Here is a 15303-nt window from a genome sequence, read left to right on the forward strand (position 1 = left end):
AGAGCTGAACCCTGATGGCCATCCGATCTGTTGTACTCGATACCGAAACCACCGGCATGCCGGTGACCGACGGCCACCGGATCATCGAAATCGGCTGTGTCGAACTGATGGGTCGTCGCCTCACCGGGCGGCACTTCCACGTGTACCTGCAACCGGACCGGGAAAGTGACGAAGGCGCGATTGGCGTCCACGGCATCACCGACGAATTCCTCAAGGGCAAGCCGCGTTTCGCCGAGGTGGCCGACGAGTTCTTCGAGTTCATCAACGGCGCGCAGTTGATCATCCACAACGCGGCGTTCGACATCGGCTTTATCAATAACGAGTTCGCCCTGATGGGGCAGACGGACCGTGCGGATATTTCCCGGCACTGTTCGATCCTCGATACCCTGATGATGGCCCGTGAGCGTCACCCGGGCCAGCGCAACAGCCTCGATGCGTTGTGCAAGCGTTATGGCGTCGACAACTCCAACCGTGAACTGCACGGCGCCTTGCTCGACTCCGAGATTCTCGCCGACGTCTACCTGACCATGACCGGCGGGCAGACCAGCCTCTCCCTGGCCGGTAACGCGTCCGACGGCAGCGGTTCGGCGGAAGGCTCGGGCAACCGCCCTTCGGAAATCCGCCGCCTGCCGGCCGATCGCACACCCACACCGATCATCCGCGCCAGTGAGCAGGATTTGGCCGAGCATGTGGCGCGGCTGGAGGCGATTGCCAAGTCTGCGGGTGCGCCGGCGCTGTGGACTCAACTGACTCAACAATGACTCGGATTCAAATGCGATCGACCGTGTGGGAGGGAATAGGTCTCCTCCCACGGTTGATCGCCTTGAACCGTGAAATCTTCATTCGCCACATCCGCTTCCGGCTTCTACCCTTGTGGCAGGAAGTGTTTGTGTTTCGCCGCGCCCTGGCCAAACGCTGCGCGCTGCGAAGTGGAGGCGGTGTCGATGGATGCCGATCTGCATGGGTTCAACATGAGGATGACGGCAGTGGTCGTTGTTACACCGTAGATGGCATCAAGGGTTGAGGAACGTTATGCAAGCTGTCATGAACCCGAAGTATCCAGGGCTCAGTGTGCGGGTCGCCGATGCAGGCTTTGATGCCTATGTGTGGGGCAACGATTTCAGCTTTGAGGTCAGTGCCTATGGCGTGCCGGAGATGGGCAAGCGCGTTGATCAATGGCAGGTGGAGCGTATCCTGCCGTACCGCAAGTGTTATGGCATCGACCCCGAGGAGTTCGCCAGTTTTCGCGATGCGCCCGACAGTGCGATCTTTATGGCCTACCTGGATGATTGCCCGGTGGGGCATATCGTGGTCAGCACCAATTGGAACGGGTTTGCCCATGTCGACGAACTGGCGGTGATCCTGCCGGCACGGCGTCACGGCGTGGCCAAGGCGTTGCTGGATGTGGCGCAGTTCTGGAGCCGCAAGAAAAACCTGCCGGGCATGATGCTCGAAACCCAGAACAACAACCTCGGCGCGTGCCGGTTGTATGAGCGCTGCGGCTATGTGATGGGGGGTATCGACCACCTGCGCTATCGCGGCATCGACCCGCAAACCCGCGAAGTGGCGATTTTCTGGTATCGGTTATTCAAGTCCGAGACGGTGCTGAAAGCGCAGTCATGAACCGATCCAGCGCTGGGGCCTGGACAGCCTGTTACGCGACAGGCGTATGGGGCGAAGTGCCCGCCAGCAGAGCCTCGGCCTTGTGCGCAACGATCTCCAGCAGCGCGTTCAGCGCGGGCGTGGGTTCGACGTTCTTCGACATCAATGCGTAAAGGACCACCGGGATGGGCGGCGACAGCGGGCAGGCATCCAGTCCGGCCTCCTGCGCGCCGGCTGCCGTGAACGGGTCGACAATCGCCAGGCCTTCGCCGGCCTCCACCATGCTGCGCATCATCTGGTAAGTCTGCACCCGCGTCTGCACCACCGGCAGCGGGCGCAGGGCTTGCAGTTTGGCGTCCAGCAGACGGCTCAAGGGGTCGTGCCCTTCAAGCCCGATCAGCGACTGCCCGGCCAGGTCCTGCAGTGCGATGTACTTTTGCCGTGGCTTGAGCCAGCCTCGGGGGGCGAGCACTTGCAGTTTGCCCTGGGCTACTTGGGTACTCTGGATCTGCGGATGTTCCGGATCATGCAGGCTCAGCCCCACCTGCGCTTCGTGAAGCAACAGGCTCCTGACGATCTCGCGCGTCGGCTGGCTCGACAGGCTGCACGGCGTGTCCTGAAAGCGGCGACGCAATGCGGCAATGCTTTGCGGTAGCAGTTGATTGGCCAGGGGCGGGGTGCAGAGGGCGTGCAGGGTGGGCGCGTGGTGATGTTTCAAGCGGCTGGCCAGACGTTGCACCGGCTCCAGCGCTTCGTACAGGTGGGCAATGTGCGCCTGTAATTCGAGGGTCTCGCGCGTCGCCTGCAGGCGCCCGCGCACGCTGGCAAACAGCATGAAGCCCAGTTGTTGCTCGGCATCCTTGAGCGAGGCTTGTACATCGCCCACGGGGAGTTGCAGCCACTCGGCGGCCGTGCCGAGGTGCCCGGTCTGCAGGATGGCTTGAATGACTTCGATATGACGTAAACGCATGGCCGGAGTCTATGTGCAGCGCCGTGGGTATTCAATGGCGCAGGCCATTGTGCGCAAAAAAGACAGTTGGCGTCGGCCATGCATATGGCGTTGGGCCACGATCTCACTAGAATGACGCCGTCTGATCATCAACGACCACTGCCGGCACGCCGGTACTTACAACAAAAACAGGTCTGGTCTCAAATGCGCATGCCCTCGCTGTTTCGCGGGGTAACGGTCAAGCAGCTCCTGGTCCTGGTGACCGTGGGGTGTGCGGCTGCTTATCTCCTGCACAATCAAGACGAAATCATCCCGGAACACTCGGTGCTGGAACGCTATATCCGCGCCCAGCAACAGGTGGACGAGCAGGTGGGCGCGATTCTGGGGATCACGCTGGTCAGGCAGGTCGAGGCCTATCCGGTGGCCGATTCGCCGGGTTACCTGCGTTCATTGTTTGCGGTCGAGGGGGAGCGGGGCAGCCTGATGGTGACGCTCAAGCAGATCAAGGGAGAGGAGGGCATAGAGCTGACGGAGATGCGTCGTCCCTGATCGACCCCGGCCCAGTCAATGCCGTCAATGGCCAGGACTGAGCGGGTAGATGAGGCGAGATCTTATGAGGCGAGGGTGGTCTTTGATTCGCGGACGATAACCGTGCCCGATTGAATCAGTCTGAATTCATCGCCTTCCAGTTTCTCTACACGGTCGCCAATGGCCAGCTTGTAGGTAGTGGTGGGCGCCGAGCCAGCCAGGTCGCCTTGCGCCGGGTTGGATTCCTGGAACTCATGCACGGAATACACGCGGCCTTCCGCGTCTCTGGCATGAAACTGTCCGACAAGTACTGCTGCCATCTGCTTAGAACCTCTGGAGATAAACACTCGATTTGCGGTGGTGTAGACCGTCAAGAAGCCGGGTAGTTTACCTATGGGAAAAAAATACTATTCGCTGACGAGTTCAGCCGCTTCCTACACAAGAGTCTGCGAGGCAAACCCGGCGTGAATCGCAAAAAGCTTCTGGTGAACACGCCCCGAAGACTTTATAACTACAGGCTCCTTTAGTCAGACGTCGGGAAACCTCAATGAGCAAGGTCTACACGATTGCCGTCCTGGTTGGCAGCTTGAGAAAACAATCGATCAACCGCAAAGTCGCGCTGGCACTGGCCGAACTGGCCCCTGCCAACCTCAGGTTGAACATTGTCGAAATTGGCGATCTGCCGCTCTACAACGAGGACATTGACGGTGCATCACCGCCGGCAGCCTACAGCACTTTCCGCAGTCAGGTGGGTTCATCCGACGCGGTGCTGTTCGTGACCCCCGAATACAACCGTTCAGTGCCGGCCCCGTTGAAAAACGCGATTGACGTGGGCTCCCGCCCGTATGGCAAAAGCGCCTTCAGCGCCAAGCCAGGTGCGATCATCAGCGTGTCGCCAGGCGCCATCGGCGGCTTTGGCGCCAACCACCATCTGCGCCAGTCCCTGGTGTTTCTGGACGTGTGGTGCATGCAGCAGCCGGAAGCCTACCTCGGTGGGGCCGGGAATGTGTTTGATGAGTCGGGGAACGTGTCGGAAAAGACTCGGCCGTTCCTGCAGGCATTTATCGATGCCTTTGGCCAGTGGGTAGAAAAACACAACGGTTGAGCGACCACTGATATCCAGGGTGAGAGCACGCCTGCTCCCACCCTGGACGATGTAGTCAGCTCAGGATCAGCGCAGCAAGTTGGTCCGTGCCAGTTCAATCACCTCATCCCCACGCCCACTCATCACTGCCTTGAGCATGTACAGGCTGAATCCCTTGGCCTGTTCCAGCTTGATGGTCGGTGGCATCACCAGTTCCTGAGTGGCGGTGACCACGTCCATCAGCACCGGGCCATCGTGGGCCAGGGCGCGGCGCAGGGCCGGCTCCAGGTCTTCGGACTGCTCCACGCGAATCCCGAGGATGCCCATGGCGTTGGACATGGCGGCGAAATCCGGATTCTTCAGCTCAGTGCCCGTGTCCAGATAGCCGGCCGCTTTCATCTCCATGGCGACAAAACCCAGGGATGAGTTATCGAACACGATGACTTTCACCGGCAGGTTCAGTTGCGCCAACGAGATGAAATCCCCCATCAGCATGGCAAAACCACCGTCGCCGGACATCGAAATCACCTGCCGGCCAGGGAACGCCGCCTGTGCGCCAATCGCCTGAGGCATGGCATTGGCCATGGAGCCGTGGTTGAACGAACCGATCAGGCGGCGTTTGCCGTTCATCTTCAGGTAACGCGCAGCCCACACGGTGGGTGAGCCGACGTCGGCGGTGAAGATTGCATCGTCGTCGGCCAGTTCGCTGAGCAGGCGCGCAACGTATTGCGGGTGGATCGGCCGGTCGGCTTTTGACGGCTGTGCGAGGTCATCCAGGCCCTGGCGCGCTTTTTGGTAATGCTTCAGGGAGGTGTCGAGGAAGCTGCGATCGGATTTGCGCGTCAGGCGTGGCAGCAGCGCGGCGATGGTCTCGCCGACGTCGGCGGCGATTCCCAGGTCCAGCGTGGCACGACGGCCCAGGGCCTGCGGGTCGCGGTCGACCTGGATGATCTTCGCATCGGTCGGGTAGAACTGGCGGTACGGAAAGTCGGTGCCGAGCATGATCAGCGTGTCGCAATCGAGCATCGCGTGGTAGCCGGAACTGAAGCCGATCAGACCGGTCATGCCCACATCGAACGGGTTGTCCCACTCCACATGCTCCTTGCCGCGTAGGGCATGCACCACCGGCGCGCCCAGCGCGTCGGCCAGCGCCACCACTTGGTCATGGGCGCCTGCACAGCCGCTGCCGCACAGCAGCGTGACTTTCTGGCTGCTCTGCAGCATCTCGGTAAGACGCTGCAGGTCTGGCTCGGCCGGCACGCTACGCGGCGCATGCAGGGCCGGCCACGGCTTGAGCTTGGCGTCCACCTCCAGCAGCGACACATCCCCCGGAATGACCACCACCGCCACGCCACGGTTGAGGATCGCCGAACGCATGGCGCGGTGCAGCACCTGGGGCATCTGTTCGGGGTTGCTGACCAGCTCGATAAAATGGCTGCACTCCTTGAACAGCTCCTGAGGATGGGTTTCCTGAAAATAGTTAAGGCCGATCTCCGACGACGGAATCTGCGCAGCGATTGCCAGCACCGGCACATGGTTGCGATGGCAGTCGAACAGGCCGTTGATCAAGTGCAGGTTGCCCGGTCCGCAACTGCCGGCGCACACCGTCAGTTCACCCGTGGCGGCGGCTTCGGCACCGGCGGCGAACGCGGCGACTTCTTCGTGGCGCACGTGCATCCACTCGATGTTGTCCATGGTGCGCAGGGCGTCGGTGAGGCCGTTGAGGCTGTCGCCGGTCAGGCCCCAGATGCGCTTGATGCCCGCCTGTTCAAGGGTGGTCGCCAATTGCTGGGCCAGGTTGATTTTCGCCATGAAGAACTCCAATCGTCAGTGAGGTAAAAAATTTCTGATCAATAGGGGACAGTTCGATCACGGCGAATGCTCCGTTTTTAACGTGAAGATTGCTTCATGGCTGCGCGGTATTGTCGAGCACGCCGGGCGATAAACCATTGATCGCGCAGCAATGCCAGCCACGGTGCCATCTTGGCATTGGGTAGGCGGCCAAGGCTCAGGCGGCGCATCTGGTCGCGCATAACGGCGAGAGTAGCGAGGGCGGCCAGAGGCTTGCGCTTCCAACTGATGGGCTGTAGCTGTGGGTTTAGATCGCGGCCTTCGCGCCAGTGCTTGAGCAACTGCGGCTCCAGAGTCAAGGCGGTGGCGATGCCAGCCATGGCGATGCCGCTGTCCAGTACTTGCTGCACCACCGGCAAACGGCGAATCCCACCGGTGACCATCAGCGGCATTTTCGCGATGATTGCCAGCTCCCTGGCAAATTCGAGGAAGTACGCCTCACGCGCCAGGGTGCGCCCGTCGCGCGCCTCGCCTTGCATGGCCGGGGCTTCGTAGCTGCCGCCGGACAATTCGAGCAGATCGATGGGCAGGGGGTTGAGCATCTCAACCACCGCACGCGCATCGGCGTCATCAAACCCGCCACGCTGGAAGTCGGCCGAGTTAAGTTTGACCGCCACGCAGAATGACGGACTGACCGCCGCGCGCACCGCATGCACCACTTCCAGCAACAGGCGCGCGCGGTTCTCCAACGAGCCACCCCAGCGGTCGGTGCGGTGGTTGCTCAAGGGCGAGAGAAACTGGCTGAGCAGATAACCGTGGGCGCCGTGGATCTGCACCCCGGTAAAACCGGCTTTTTCGGCCAGGCGTGCGCTGGTGGCGAAGCGTTTGATCACGTCCTGGATATCCTCTTCCGTCATGGCCCTGGGCGTGGCAAACAACCTGGAAAAACTGCCCAGGTCCAGCGCGATGGCAGAAGGTGCCAAAGCCTGCTGGCCAAGGTTGGCCATGGTCTGCCGACCGGGGTGGCTGAGCTGTACCCAGAAGTGCGTGCCTTTGGCACGGGCCACATCCGCCCATTCACGAAAGCTGTCCAAATGCTGCTCGTCTTCCAGGGCGACGCCGCCGGGACCGGTCATGGCATGGCGGTCGATCATCACGTTGCCGGTCAACAGCAGGCCAGGCTCGCCATCGGCCCAGGCTTTGTACAGTTGCTTCAGCTGGCGGGAAGGTGCTTGCCGAGCATCGGCCATGTTCTCTTCCATAGCAGCTTTGGCGATACGGTTCGCGATAACTTGGCCGTTAGGCAGTTGCAAGGGTTCGAAAGGTGACATGGGTTGACTCCTGAGCAGGGGAGGCCTCAGGCTAAGCTTAAAGTTAACTTTAATGTCAAGCAGGCGTTTTGATGAACATAGGTGAGCTGGCAAAACAGAGCGGACTGGCGGCTTCACGCATCCGTTTTTATGAGGCTCAAGGCCTGATCAGCCAGGTGGGGCGTCAAGCCAATGGGTACAGACGCTACGGGCCGGATGCGCTGCAGACTCTGCAATTGATCCAAAGCGCGCAGCAGGCTGGATTTACTTTGCAGGAACTCAAGGCGTTGATGCCCGCACCGGGCGAGTACAAACGAGACGAACTGATTGAGGGTTTGGAACGCAAGGTAGCGCAGATCGAGGTGATGCAGGCGCAGCTTGAGCACAGTAAGGCACAGTTGCTGGGGGTGATCGAGGCGGTGCGGGCGCAGCCGGAAGGCGTGCCGTGTTCGATGGGGCAGGAGCGGGTGCTGGCGTCGATAAAGCAGTCCTGAATGTGCACAGTGCCAATGTGGGAGGGGGCTTGCTCCCGATAGCGGTGGGTCAGTCACGCAGATGTTGACTGAGACTATGCTATCGGGAGCAAGCCCCCTCCCACATTAGGTCCTGCGGCGTTCCGTGAACTCAGCGTCGCCGAAACAGCGGCAGCGGTTCGTCGGTCGCGGCCTGGTACGTCACCGAAAAGTCCTTCAGGCTTTCCAGCGCTTCGTACGGGTCCTTGTCGGCGCGCAGGGCGAAGGCATCGAACCCGCAGCGGCGCAGGTAGAACAGTTGGTCGCGCAGTACGTCGCCAATCGCGCGCAGTTCGCCCTTGTAACCGTAGCGGTCACGCAGCAGGCGCGCGTTGGAGTAGTTGCGCCCGTCGGTGAAGGCCGGGAAGTTCAGGGCGATGAGCTGGAAGTGTTCCACGTCGGCACCGATCTCTTCGGCTTCCTCGTCGGCGTCCAGCCACACACCCAGGCCGCCGTCGCGGGCCTTGAGGGCGTGGCCGTGTTCGCGCCACAGCGCCAGCGGCACGATCAGGTCGTCGCAGTTGGAGATGCCATCGAAGCTCGCGTCCTTGGGCAGCAGGTGCCAGGTTTCGTCGAGGACTTCGTTGTTCTTAATGATTCGCTGCATAGACGCGCTCCTTGAACAGGTCAATGCCGATGCGCTGATAGGTGTCGATGAAACGCTCATCTTCGGTGCGCTGTTCGACGTACACATCGATCAGCTTGCCGATCACTTCGGGCATGGCTTCCTGGGCGAAGGACGGGCCGAGGATCTTGCCCAGGCTCGCATCGCGGCTGGCGCTGCCGCCCAGGGACACTTGGTAGAATTCTTCGCCTTTCTTGTCCACGCCCAGGATGCCGATATGGCCGACGTGGTGGTGACCACAGGCGTTCATGCAGCCGGAGATGTTCAGGTCCAGCTCGCCGATGTCGAACAGGTAGTCCAGGTCATCGAAACGACGCTGGATCGATTCGGCAATCGGGATCGACTTGGCGTTGGCCAGGGAGCAGAAGTCGCCACCCGGGCAGCAGATGATGTCGGTCAGCAGGCCGATGTTCGGCGTAGCGAAACCGCCTTCGCGCAGCTCGCCCCACAGGGCGAACAACTGGCTCTGTTCGACGTCCGCGAGAATGATGTTCTGCTCGTGGGAGGTGCGCAGTTGGCCGAAGCTGTAGCGCTCGGCCAGGTCGGCGACGGCGTCCAGCTGCTTGTCAGTGATATCGCCCGGCGCAACGCCGGTGGGTTTGAGCGACAGGGTCACGGCCACGTAGCCCGGCTGTTTGTGCGCCAGGGTATTGCGGGTGCGCCAGCGGGCGAAACCCGGGTGCTGCTGATCGAGCGCCGCCAGCGCGGCGTCCTGATTGCTCAGGGTTTTGTAATCCGGGTCGACGAAGTGCTTGGCCACGCGATGCACTTCGGCTTCGGTCAGGGTGGTCTGGCCGCCGCGCAGGTGTTCCATCTCGGCATCGACTTTCTGCGCGAACACTTCAGGGGTCAGCGCCTTGACCAGGATCTTGATCCGGGCCTTGTACTTGTTGTCACGGCGGCCGTAGCGGTTGTAAACCCGCAGGATCGCGTCGAGGTAGCTGAGCAGGTCCTGCCACGGCAGAAACTCATTGATAAAGGCACCGACCACCGGGGTACGGCCCAGGCCGCCACCCACCAGTACGCGGAAACCCAGCTCGCCTGCGGCGTTGTGCACCGGCTCCAGGCCGATATCGTGCACTCCGATGGCGGCGCGGTCCGAGGTCGAGCCGTTGATGGCGATCTTGAACTTGCGCGGCAGGTAGGCGAATTCGGGGTGGAAGGTGGTCCACTGACGCACGATCTCGCACCAGGGGCGCGGGTCGATCAGCTCATCGGCGGCCACACCGGCAAACTGGTCGGTGGTGACGTTGCGCAGGCAGTTGCCGCTGGTCTGAATGGCGTGCATCTGCACGGTGGCCAGCTCGGCAAGGATATCCGGCACGTCTTCCAGCGCCGGCCAGTTGAACTGTACGTTCTGGCGCGTGCTGATGTGGGCGTAGCCCTTGTCGAAGTCGCGGGCAATCTTGGCCATCATGCGCGTCTGGCGCGAGGTCAGTTGGCCGTAGGGCACGGCCACCCGCAGCATCGGCGCAAAGCGCTGAACGTAAAGGCCATTTTGCAGGCGCAGAGGGCGGAACTCTTCTTCGCTCAGTTCGCCTGCCAGATAGCGTCGGGTCTGATCACGGAACTGCTTGACGCGGTCCTCGATGATGCGCTGATCGTATTCGTCGTATACGTACATATAGGTCCTGTTCTCGGCAAATCTGCGCGCACGGCCGCGCACTCCCAACGGAGCCGGCGCACGATAACAGGTTGCGTTTATGCGCAAAAGTGATGTTTGAGTATATGCAAATAACCAAAATGACTAATGCGAACCGTTATCGCGATACCCACATTTGTCATATGGGCAAGCATGAACTTTACTGTGCTCGAGTCTTGATGCAATCACCTATAAAACCGACAAGAGGCGATGCGATGAGCAATTCTACAAAAGTCCGTAAACCCGGCATTACCGTGGATGCCTGGGCCATTCTGTTCCTGGTTGTGCTGGTGGTGGGCACAGCGCTTTTCTGGGTTGGGCATCCATAACGACCTTTTCGCTGGTGTCTCGATTGCCTGTCGTATTGCCACTATGATGGCGGTCAATATTCAAGGCTTGGACAACCATGTTGAAAGTTCTGATTGCGTGTGTATGGCTGCTCGGCTCGACATGCGCGGCGATGGTCCAGGCGTCGTCCGTGGTGTTTCTCAATCCGGGTATGTCGACGGAAGCCTTCTGGGTCAATTACGCGCAATTCATGCAGGCTGCCGCCACTGACCTCGGCCTGGATTTGCGCGTGCGCTATTCCGAGCGCGTTTCCGACACTACCTTGGCCCAGGCCCGTGAAGCGCTGCTGGGCAGTGCGCGGCCGGATTACCTGGTATTGGTGAATGAGCAGTACATCGCCCCGCAGATCCTGCGTATGGCCGAGGGCAGCGGGGTCAAGTTGCTGATCGTGAACAACGCGCTGACGGCCGATCAGGCTCAACTGCTGGGCACCTACCAGCATCCCGACTGGATTGCCAGCCTGGTGGCCGATGACGAGCAGGCCGGCTACCTGATGCTCATCGATCTGTTGCGCCAGTACGGCCCGCTGGCGCCCGGGGCGTCCATCGACCTGCTGGCATTTTCCGGCAGCAAGACCACCCCGGCTGCGCAGTTGCGTGAGCGCGGCCTGCACCGCGCCCTGGCCGAGCATCCCGAAGTGCGTCTGCGCCAACTGGTCTATGGCGAATGGAACCGCCAGCGGGCCTTTGAGCAGGCCACGCAGTTGTTCAAACGCAACCCGCAGACGGCGTTGGTGTGGGCTGCCAACGATGAGATGGCGCTGGGCGCGATGCAGGCCGTGCAAGCGAGCGGGCGAATGCCGGGCAAGGATGTGCTCTTCAGTGCCGTTAACAGCTCGCCGGAAATTCTGCAGGCGCGGCTGGACGGACGGCTGACCACCCTGGTGGCCGGGCATTTCACGCTGGGAGGCTGGGCCATGGTGTTGATCAATGATCACGCCAAGGGCGTAGACCTCGACGCCCACGGCGGCCGCGATCGCCAGGCAGCCTTGTTCCAATTGATCGATGCCAACCAGGCCCGGCATTTACTCGGGCCGCCGACCGCAGTGGACTTTCGCGCATTGTCGGCGGTGGGCAAGCCCGCGTCCTACCGTTACCCGTTCAGCCTGCAACTGCTGCTGCGCTAAACGCGGGTCGCGAGCAGCACGACTGGCCTGACAATCCTAGTTGTCATAGCCCAGGTTCGGCGCCAGCCAGCGCTCGGTCACGGCCAGATCCTGGCCCTTGCGTGCGGTGTAGCTGTTTACCTGATCCTTGTCGACCTTGCCCACGGCAAAGTACTGGGCCTGCGGGTGGGCAAAGTACCAGCCGCTGACCGCCGCCGCCGGGAACATCGCGTAGTGCTCGGTGAGGAACACGCCGCTGCGCCCGGCATGCATTTCGCGTGCTTCGGGGTCCAGCAACTGGAACAACTGGGCTTTCTCGGTGTGGTCCGGGCACGCCGGGTAGCCCGGGGCAGGGCGGATGCCGCTGTACTGCTCTTTGATCAACGCTTCGTTGTCCAGCGCTTCGTCCTGGGCATAACCCCAATGCTCTTTACGCACCTGCTGGTGCAGCCACTCGGCGCAGGCCTCGGCCAGGCGGTCGGCCAGGGCCTTGACCATGATCGAATTGTAGTCGTCGCCCGCGTCCTGGTAGGCCTTGGCCACTTCCTCGGCGCCGATGCCGGCGGTGGTGATGAAGCCGCCGATATAGTCGGTTACACCGCTGGCCTTGGGTGCCACAAAGTCGGCCAGCGACAAGTTCGGCTTGCCGTCGGTCTTGATGATCTGCTGGCGCAGGTGGTGCAGCCGGGCAATCGGCTGGCCATCGTCGCCGTAGACTTCCAGGTCATCGTCCTGTACCTGGTTGGTCGGCCAGAAACCGAACACCGCGCGGGCACTGATGAGTTTTTCGTCGATGAGCTTGTTGAGCATTTCCTGGGCATCGGCGTACAGCGCAGTGGCGGCTTCACCGACCACTTCGTCTTCAAGGATTCGCGGGAACTTGCCGGCCAGGTCCCAGGAGATAAAGAACGGCGTCCAGTCGATGTATTCGGCCAGCACCCTGAGATCGATAGTGTCCAGCACCCTGGCGCCGGTAAACGTCGGTTTGACCGGCGTGTAGCTGCTCCAGTCGAACTGCGGCTTCTTGGCGATGGCGGCGGGGTAGCTCAGGCGCTCGGTGCGCGCGCTGCGGTTGGCGGTGCGCTCGCGTACGTCGATGTATTCCAGGCGGGTTTTTTCGACAAAACCGGCCTTCAGTTCCTTGGACAGCAACTGCGTGGCCACACCCACGGCGCGCGAGGCGTCGGTGACGTAAATCACCGCGTCGTTGCTGTACTTGGGCTCGATTTTCACCGCCGTGTGCGCCTTGGAGGTGGTCGCGCCGCCGATCATCAAAGGCAGGTGGAAGTCCTGGCGCTGCATCTCACGGGCCACGTGCACCATTTCATCGAGGGACGGCGTGATCAGGCCGGAGAGGCCGATGATGTCGCACTTCTGTTCCTTGGCCACCTGCAGGATTTTCTCCGCAGGCACCATGACACCCAGGTCGACGATGTCATAGCCATTGCAACCGAGCACCACGCCGACAATGTTCTTGCCGATGTCATGCACGTCGCCCTTGACCGTGGCCATCAGGATTTTGCCCTTGGCTTCCGGCTTGTCGCCTTTTTCCAGCTCGATGAACGGAATCAAGTGCGCCACGGCCTGCTTCATCACACGGGCGGATTTCACCACCTGGGGCAGGAACATCTTGCCGGCGCCGAACAGGTCACCGACGATGTTCATGCCGGACATCAGTGGACCTTCGATCACCTCGATCGGGCGCGCGAACGACTGCCGGGATTCTTCGGTGTCTTCAACGATGTGGGTGGTGATGCCCTTGACCAGCGCGTGCTCCAGGCGCTTGTTCACCGGCCAGCCGCGCCATTCTTCGGTCTCGGCCTCTTTTACGCTGCCGTCGCCCTTGTATTTATCGGCGATGGCCAGCAGGGCGTCGGTGCCTTCCGGGGTGCGGTTGAGCACCACGTCTTCCACCGCGTCGCGCAGCTCGGCGGGAATCTGGTCGTAAATCTCCAGTTGGCCGGCGTTGACGATGCCCATGGTCAGGCCGTTGCGGATCGCATACAGCAGGAACACCGAGTGGATCGCCTCACGCACCGGGTTGTTGCCGCGGAACGAGAACGACACGTTGGACACGCCGCCGGAGGTCAGCGCATACGGTAGCTCGTCGCGGATATAGGCACAGGCGTTGATGAAGTCGACGGCATAGTTGTTGTGCTCTTCGATACCGGTGGCGACCGCGAAGATGTTCGGGTCGAAGATGATGTCTTCCGGCGGGAAGCCGACTTCATTCACCAGAATGTCGTAGGAGCGTTTGCAGATTTCCTTCTTGCGCGCTTCGGTGTCGGCCTGGCCGGCTTCGTCGAAGGCCATCACCACCACGGCGGCGCCATAGCGCTTGCACAGTTTGGCGTGATGAATGAACTGCTCCACGCCTTCCTTCATGCTGATGGAGTTGACGATGCCCTTGCCCTGGATGCACTTGAGGCCGGCTTCGATAACTTCCCACTTGGAGGAGTCGATCATGATCGGCACGCGGGAGATGTCCGGCTCGCCGGCAATCAGATTGAGGAAGGTCACCATGGCCTTCTTCGAATCGAGCATGCCCTCGTCCATGTTGATGTCGATCACCTGCGCGCCGGCTTCCACCTGCTGCAGGGCAACTTCCAGGGCTTCGGTGTAGTTGTCTTCACGGATCAGCCGGGCAAAGCGTGCGGAACCGGTGATGTTGGTGCGCTCGCCGACGTTGACGAACAGCGAGCTGCGATCAATGGTGAACGGCTCCAGCCCCGACAGTCGGCAGGCTTTGGCAATGTCCGGGATCGCACGCGGCGCATAGCCGGCCACCGCGTTGGCGATGGCTTCAATGTGGCCGGGCGTGGTGCCGCAGCAGCCGCCGACGATATTGAGGAAGCCACTTTGGGCGAACTCTTCGATGACCTTGGCCGTTTCCGATGGCAGTTCATCGTACTCGCCGAATTCGTTGGGCAGGCCTGCATTGGGGTGCGCAGACACATGGGTGTTGGCCTTGTTCGACAGCTCTTCCAGGTAAGGGCGCAGGTCGCTGGCGCCGAGGGCGCAGTTCAGGCCCACGGAAATCGGTTTGGCGTGGGCCACGGAGTTCCAGAACGCTTCGGTGGTCTGGCCCGAGAGGGTGCGGCCGGAGGCGTCGGTGATGGTGCCGGAAATCATGATCGGCAGTTCGACATCCAGTTCTTCGAACACACCCTGCACGGCGAAGATCGCAGCCTTGGCGTTGAGGGTGTCGAAGATGGTCTCGATCAGGATCAGGTCGGCGCCGCCTTCGATCAGGCCCTTGGTGGCCTCGGTGTAGTTTTCCACCAACTCATCGAAGGTTACGTTGCGATAGCCGGGGTTGTTCACGTCCGGCGACAGTGAGCAGGTGCGACTGGTAGGCCCGAGCACGCCAGCGACGAAGCGCGGCTTGGCCGGGTTTTCGAGGGTCTTGGCGTCGGCCACCTGGCGCGCCAGGCGTGCGCCTTCCACGTTCAGCTCATAGGCCAGTGCTTCCATGCCATAGTCGGCCATGGAGATGCGCGTGGCGTTGAAGGTGTTGGTTTCCAGAATGTCGGCACCGGCGTCCAGGTAGGCTTTTTCGATGCCGCCGATGACGTCCGGACGGGTGATCACCAGCAGGTCGTTGTTACCCTTGACGTCGCTTGGCCAGTCAGCGAAGCGCTTGCCGCGATAATCCTGTTCTTCGAGCTTGTAGCTCTGGATCATCGTGCCCATGCCGCCGTCAAGGATCAGGATACGGTCCTTGAGGGCTTGGTGAAGGGCTTGCAGGCGAGCGCTACGATCGGACATGGGACTACTCTGGGTCAGGCATTACGGAGGGCGTGAATC

At 61.4% G+C, this 15303-nt stretch carries 13 protein-coding genes; 6 read left to right on the top strand and 7 right to left on the bottom strand.

The window, feature by feature from the left end:
* Window positions 1-20: 20 nt before the first annotated feature.
* Both dnaQ and RHM60_RS01305 read left to right on the top strand, forming a co-directional pair.
* Complete coding sequence (gene dnaQ / locus RHM60_RS01300) at window positions 21-761, top strand: DNA polymerase III subunit epsilon (RefSeq protein ID WP_209990274.1); 741 nt, start codon at window positions 21-23, stop codon at window positions 759-761.
* Window positions 762-1044: 283 nt separating this feature from the next.
* Entirely contained in the window at window positions 1045-1623 is a 579-nt protein-coding gene (locus RHM60_RS01305; protein ID WP_209990277.1) for a GNAT family N-acetyltransferase, read from the top strand.
* A 31-nt stretch (window positions 1624-1654) separates the two neighbouring features.
* Here the strand turns inward: RHM60_RS01305 and RHM60_RS01310 are convergent, their stop codons facing one another.
* Window positions 1655-2572, bottom strand: a complete 918-nt coding sequence (locus tag RHM60_RS01310) for a LysR substrate-binding domain-containing protein (RefSeq protein ID WP_322213341.1) — start codon at window positions 2570-2572, stop codon at window positions 1655-1657.
* 183 nt (window positions 2573-2755) lie between these two features.
* Between RHM60_RS01310 and RHM60_RS01315 the strand changes: the two genes are divergently transcribed.
* Window positions 2756-3100: a hypothetical protein gene (locus RHM60_RS01315; RefSeq protein ID WP_209990280.1), complete on the top strand. Its 345-nt coding sequence runs from the start codon at window positions 2756-2758 to the stop codon at window positions 3098-3100.
* A gap of 62 nt (window positions 3101-3162) precedes the next feature.
* Here the strand turns inward: RHM60_RS01315 and RHM60_RS01320 are convergent, their stop codons facing one another.
* Window positions 3163-3399, bottom strand: a complete 237-nt coding sequence (locus RHM60_RS01320; protein ID WP_057009432.1) for a hypothetical protein — start codon at window positions 3397-3399, stop codon at window positions 3163-3165.
* Window positions 3400-3626: 227 nt separating this feature from the next.
* Between RHM60_RS01320 and RHM60_RS01325 the strand changes: the two genes are divergently transcribed.
* Window positions 3627-4184 (top strand): NADPH-dependent FMN reductase, encoded by a 558-nt coding sequence (locus tag RHM60_RS01325; protein ID WP_209981214.1) that lies wholly within the window; start codon window positions 3627-3629, stop codon window positions 4182-4184.
* Window positions 4185-4250: 66 nt separating this feature from the next.
* Here RHM60_RS01325 and poxB read toward each other — a convergent pair whose 3' ends face one another.
* Together poxB and RHM60_RS01335 are read right to left on the bottom strand one after the other, a co-directional pair.
* Entirely contained in the window at window positions 4251-5975 is a 1725-nt protein-coding gene (gene poxB / locus RHM60_RS01330; RefSeq protein ID WP_322213342.1) for a ubiquinone-dependent pyruvate dehydrogenase, read from the bottom strand.
* 77 nt (window positions 5976-6052) lie between these two features.
* The gene (locus RHM60_RS01335) at window positions 6053-7285 is read right to left on the bottom strand and encodes an NADH:flavin oxidoreductase/NADH oxidase family protein (protein ID WP_322213343.1); all 1233 of its coding nucleotides are present in this window, start codon (window positions 7283-7285) and stop codon (window positions 6053-6055) included.
* A gap of 71 nt (window positions 7286-7356) precedes the next feature.
* Between RHM60_RS01335 and RHM60_RS01340 the strand changes: the two genes are divergently transcribed.
* On the top strand, window positions 7357-7758 hold the full coding sequence (locus RHM60_RS01340; protein WP_057009428.1) for a MerR family transcriptional regulator: 402 nt from the start codon (window positions 7357-7359) through the stop codon (window positions 7756-7758).
* 130 nt (window positions 7759-7888) lie between these two features.
* Here RHM60_RS01340 and RHM60_RS01345 read toward each other — a convergent pair whose 3' ends face one another.
* Window positions 7889-8383: a DUF934 domain-containing protein gene (locus tag RHM60_RS01345; protein ID WP_322213345.1), complete on the bottom strand. Its 495-nt coding sequence runs from the start codon at window positions 8381-8383 to the stop codon at window positions 7889-7891.
* Window positions 8367-10025, bottom strand: coding sequence for a nitrite/sulfite reductase (locus RHM60_RS01350; RefSeq protein ID WP_322213346.1), 1659 nt, complete (start codon window positions 10023-10025; stop codon window positions 8367-8369). The genes RHM60_RS01345 and RHM60_RS01350 overlap by 17 nt, the downstream gene beginning before the upstream one ends.
* Before the next feature lie 424 nt (window positions 10026-10449).
* Here RHM60_RS01350 and RHM60_RS01355 point away from each other — a divergent pair, with 424 nt between their 5' ends.
* Window positions 10450-11517: an ABC transporter substrate-binding protein gene (locus RHM60_RS01355; protein ID WP_322213347.1), complete on the top strand. Its 1068-nt coding sequence runs from the start codon at window positions 10450-10452 to the stop codon at window positions 11515-11517.
* A 36-nt stretch (window positions 11518-11553) separates the two neighbouring features.
* Here RHM60_RS01355 and metH read toward each other — a convergent pair whose 3' ends face one another.
* Window positions 11554-15264: a methionine synthase gene (gene metH / locus RHM60_RS01360; protein WP_322213349.1), complete on the bottom strand. Its 3711-nt coding sequence runs from the start codon at window positions 15262-15264 to the stop codon at window positions 11554-11556.
* Window positions 15265-15303 lie beyond the last annotated feature (39 nt).

This window comes from Pseudomonas sp. MH9.3 (assembly GCF_034354675.1).
In the GTDB taxonomy this organism is placed as follows: Bacteria; Pseudomonadota; Gammaproteobacteria; order Pseudomonadales; family Pseudomonadaceae; genus Aquipseudomonas.

Coding starts and splice junctions, on each gene's coding strand:
- poxB (WP_322213342.1), bottom strand. CDS start 5,975: ATGGCGAAAATCAACCTGGCCCAGCAATTGGCGACCACCCTTGAACAG.
- RHM60_RS01350 (WP_322213346.1), bottom strand. CDS start 10,025: ATGTACGTATACGACGAATACGATCAGCGCATCATCGAGGACCGCGTC.
- RHM60_RS01355 (WP_322213347.1), top strand. CDS start 10,450: ATGTTGAAAGTTCTGATTGCGTGTGTATGGCTGCTCGGCTCGACATGC.
- RHM60_RS01335 (WP_322213343.1), bottom strand. CDS start 7,285: ATGTCACCTTTCGAACCCTTGCAACTGCCTAACGGCCAAGTTATCGCG.
- RHM60_RS01320 (WP_057009432.1), bottom strand. CDS start 3,399: ATGGCAGCAGTACTTGTCGGACAGTTTCATGCCAGAGACGCGGAAGGC.
- RHM60_RS01305 (WP_209990277.1), top strand. CDS start 1,045: ATGAACCCGAAGTATCCAGGGCTCAGTGTGCGGGTCGCCGATGCAGGC.
- RHM60_RS01325 (WP_209981214.1), top strand. CDS start 3,627: ATGAGCAAGGTCTACACGATTGCCGTCCTGGTTGGCAGCTTGAGAAAA.
- RHM60_RS01315 (WP_209990280.1), top strand. CDS start 2,756: ATGCGCATGCCCTCGCTGTTTCGCGGGGTAACGGTCAAGCAGCTCCTG.
- RHM60_RS01345 (WP_322213345.1), bottom strand. CDS start 8,383: ATGCAGCGAATCATTAAGAACAACGAAGTCCTCGACGAAACCTGGCAC.
- metH (WP_322213349.1), bottom strand. CDS start 15,264: ATGTCCGATCGTAGCGCTCGCCTGCAAGCCCTTCACCAAGCCCTCAAG.
- RHM60_RS01340 (WP_057009428.1), top strand. CDS start 7,357: ATGAACATAGGTGAGCTGGCAAAACAGAGCGGACTGGCGGCTTCACGC.
- RHM60_RS01310 (WP_322213341.1), bottom strand. CDS start 2,572: ATGCGTTTACGTCATATCGAAGTCATTCAAGCCATCCTGCAGACCGGG.